The organism is Deltaproteobacteria bacterium (genome assembly GCA_009930495.1).
Lineage (GTDB): Bacteria > Desulfobacterota > Desulfovibrionia > Desulfovibrionales > Desulfomicrobiaceae > Desulfomicrobium.
In genome coordinates this window covers 1-3,552 of record RZYB01000224.1, presented here as the reverse complement: position 1 = coordinate 3,552, position 3,552 = coordinate 1, and the positions used below count along the sequence as shown (strand labels likewise).

Annotated in this window: 4 protein-coding genes; 3 read left to right on the top strand and 1 reads right to left on the bottom strand. The window is 62.6% G+C overall.

Annotated elements, in window-relative coordinates; genetic code table 11:
* On the bottom strand, positions 1–674 hold a 674-nt coding region (locus EOL86_12890; protein NCD26471.1), incomplete at its 3' end, for a hydantoinase/oxoprolinase family protein.
* 122 nt (positions 675–796) lie between these two features.
* Here EOL86_12890 and EOL86_12885 point away from each other — a divergent pair.
* The 3 genes from EOL86_12885 to EOL86_12875 form a co-directional block, all read left to right on the top strand.
* Positions 797–1,078 carry a peptidylprolyl isomerase gene (locus tag EOL86_12885; GenBank protein NCD26470.1) on the top strand — a complete coding sequence of 94 codons (282 nt, stop codon included), beginning with the start codon at positions 797–799 and terminating at the stop codon, positions 1,076–1,078.
* Between the two features lie 118 nt (positions 1,079–1,196).
* Positions 1,197–2,243, top strand: coding sequence for an S-methyl-5-thioribose-1-phosphate isomerase (gene mtnA, locus EOL86_12880; GenBank protein ID NCD26469.1), 1,047 nt, complete (start codon positions 1,197–1,199; stop codon positions 2,241–2,243).
* A 2-nt stretch (positions 2,244–2,245) separates the two neighbouring features.
* On the top strand, positions 2,246–3,552 hold a 1,307-nt coding region (locus tag EOL86_12875; protein ID NCD26468.1), incomplete at its 3' end, for a ribosome biogenesis GTPase Der.

The following is a 3,552-nucleotide window of genomic DNA, read 5'->3' as shown; positions in this document are numbered from 1 at the left end:
CGCTGCATGGACGCGGCGATGCTCTGCAAAAAATCGCGCATCACGGGCAAAAGGCGGGCGTTCAGGACGGCCGTGGTGGCCCTTTCCTCCATGCCGGGCCGGGTGCTGGCCTGATGGGAGCAGAACACGGGCTTGGGGTCCATGAGTTCGATGGCCTTGGCCGCGACCAGTTCGTGGGTGGGATCGTCAACGGCCAGCATGGAGCAGACCGCGTAGGCATCCACGCCGTGGCGCATGTCCGCGATGCCCTGGAGCAGAAAATCCATGCCCAGGGGTTCGGACTCCACGCCCTTGGCCTTATGACCGCCGGGCACGTAGCGCAGGTCCGCGGCCGGAATGTGCATGCGTTTGTCGAAGCCGATGATGAACAGACCCACTTCGGCGCCCTTGTCCTCGACCAGGGCGTTGGTGGCCAGGGTGGTGGACACGGTGACCAGGGCGATTTGGTCCGGGCCGATGGTCGACGCCTCCAGCACGGCTTCCAGACCGTGGCCAATGGCCAGGGCCGGATCGTGGGCCGTGGTCGGGGTTTTGGCCGAGGCCAGGACCGCGCCGGCGCGTGGATCGACGATGACCGTGTCTGTATAGGTGCCGCCGGTGTCGATGCCGATGACAAAGGATGATGCCGTCATGAGCGATGTCCGTGAAATGGTGCCTGAATTGGCCTGTCCCATAAGGATTTCCCGGTGGTCCGTAAACCCCGCTTCGGGCGCACGGTCCTTGGGCGGGCTTGCATCCGGCTTGCCAATTTCCGGGCATCCGGGTAGGGCCAGCAAAAAACATGAAGGAGAGCACCATGGCCAAAGCACGCGCCCGTCATATCCTGGTGGCCACCGAAGAGGTCTGCCAGGCTCTGAAAAAGAAAATCATCGAGGAAGGCGGCGACTTCGCCGATCTCGCCCGCAATTATTCCCAGTGTCCGTCCGGCAAGCGTGGCGGCGATCTGGGCACTTTCGGCCCCGGCCAGATGGTGCCGGAGTTCGACCATGTCTGTTTCAATGAAGCCGTCGGCGTTGTCCACGGCCCGGTCAAGACCCAGTTCGGCTATCATCTGGTGGAAGTGACCGAGCGTTCCTGATCCGGCTCGCTGTCACGTCAGTGTGGGAAAACCGGGCCGCGACGTGGTCCGGTTTTTTATTGCCGGGGATGAAATTGGCCACGGTATCCGCCGCGTCCGTCAACTTTCGAGGCTATTCATGGAAGACCATATTCGTTTCGATGCCGAAAATTACGCGCTGCTTCTCTTGGACCAGCGCAAGCTGCCTCTGGTCGAGGAAACCTTTGCCTGCCGCACCGTGGAGGATGTCATCTTCGCCCTGCAGACCATGGTCGTGCGCGGAGCGCCGGCCATCGGCGTGACCGCGGCCTATGGTTGCTGCATCGCCCTCAAGCAGGCCCTGGCCGCCGGCCCATATTGGATGAACGAGCTGGAGCGTTTGCTGGGCCTGCTGGCCCAGGCCCGTCCTACGGCCGTCAACCTGGCCTGGGCCGTTGGCGTCATGAACGAGGTCTGGGGCGCGAACGACGGCCCCAGGGAATTGGCCGAGGCGTGGCTGGCACTGGCCCGAAAGATCCATGCCGACGACATTGCCATGAACAAGGCCATGGGCCGCTTCGGCGGGGAACTGCTGGCCGATGGCGACACGGTCATGACCCACTGCAACGCGGGCGCCCTGGCCACGGCCGGCTACGGCACTGCCCTTGGCGTGATCCGGGGAGCGGTGGACGCGGGCAAGAAAATTTCGGTCATCGCCAACGAGACCCGGCCCTTTCTGCAGGGCGCGCGCCTGACCGCCTACGAGCTGCACAAGGATGGGATTCCGGTCACAGTGGCCTGTGACAACGCCTGTTCGCTGCTCATGAAGCGGGGCATGGTCGGCAAGGTCGTGGTCGGCGCGGACCGCATCGTGGCCAACGGCGACGTGGCCAACAAGATCGGCACCTCCGGCGTGGCCATCCTGGCCAGGCATTATGGCATCCCGTTCTACGTGGCCGCGCCCAGCTCCACCTTTGATCTGGCCACGCCCGACGGCAGCCTCATTCCCATCGAGGATCGCACGCCCTTGGAAGTGACCCATGTCGGCCCAACCCAAATTACCCCGGACAACGTGCCGGTTTTCAACTATGCCTTCGACGTGACGGACAATGCGCTCATCACCGGCATCGTCACCGAGCGGGGCGTCATCTACCCTCCGTATACGGACAACATCGCGCGCATCATCGGGACACGCTCCCAGGAATGACCATGAATGAACTGCTTCCCCTGGTGGCCCTCATCGGCCGCCCCAATGTCGGAAAATCCACCCTGTTCAACCGACTGATCAAGAAACGGGTTTCCATCACCCATGACATGCCCGGCGTGACCCGCGACAGCATCGTGGCCGAAGTGCGTGGCGAGGAACGTCCCTATACCCTGGTTGATACGGGCGGCATCATCCCGAATTCCAGTGACGCCATGGAAATGGACATCTACGAACAGGCCCGCGAAGCCATGGACAACGCGGATTTGATTTTGTTCGTGGTCGACGGCCGCGACGGTCTGCATCCCCAGGACGAGCAGGTGGCCCAGTATCTGCGCCAGTCCGGTCGTCAGGTGCGGGTGGTGGTCAACAAGGTTGACGGGCCCGAGCAGGAGGAAGTGCTGTCCGCCGAATTTTTCGCCCTGGCCTTTCCCATGAGTTGCGTGTCCGCGGCCCACGGCTTTGGCATGGGCGAGTTGCGCGATTTCATCGAGGATTCGTTGCCCAAGGAGGGCACGGGTGAATTCGGGGCGGTGGATGGCGGCCTCAAGATCGCGCTCCTGGGCCGGCCCAATGCCGGCAAATCGTCCATGATCAACGCCCTGTTGGGCAAGAAGCGTCTTATCGTCAGCGACGAGGCCGGCACCACGCGGGATTGCGTGGACGTGGTCGTGGAGCGCGGCGGCAAGACCTATACCTTTGTCGATACGGCCGGAGTACGCCGTAAATCCAGGGTGATTGATTCCCTGGAATATTTCAGCGTGGTCCGGTCTTTCCAGGCCGCCAAGCGGGCCGATGTGGTCGTGCTGGTCCTGGACGTGGCCACGGGCGTGGTCGGCCAGGACAAGCGCCTGGTTTCGTTTCTGGACGAGGAAAAAATCCCCTTTGTCATCGTGTTCAACAAAATCGATCTGCTGACCAAGGACCAGCTCGCGCAGGCCAAGAAGTCCATGGCCGACGAGTTCGGATTTTGCGCCCATGTGCCGGTGCTCTACACTTCGGCCGTCTCCATGGCCGGGCTGGGCGGGCTTTTGCCCCTGATCGAGAAGCTGTGGGCGCAGTGCGGGCAGCGCGTGACCACCGGCGAACTGAACCGGCTGGTCAAGTTGGTCATGGAACGGCATCAGCCCCCGGTCATGGGTGGCCGTCGTGGCAAGATCTATTACATGACCCAGGCCGCCTCCAAGCCGCCAACCTTTGTGTTCTTTGTCAATGGCGACAAGCTTTTCCACGGCAGCTATGTCCGCTATCTGGAGAACCAGCTGCGCAAGGTCTTTCGTTTGGACAAGACGCCCATCCGCATGGTCTTCCG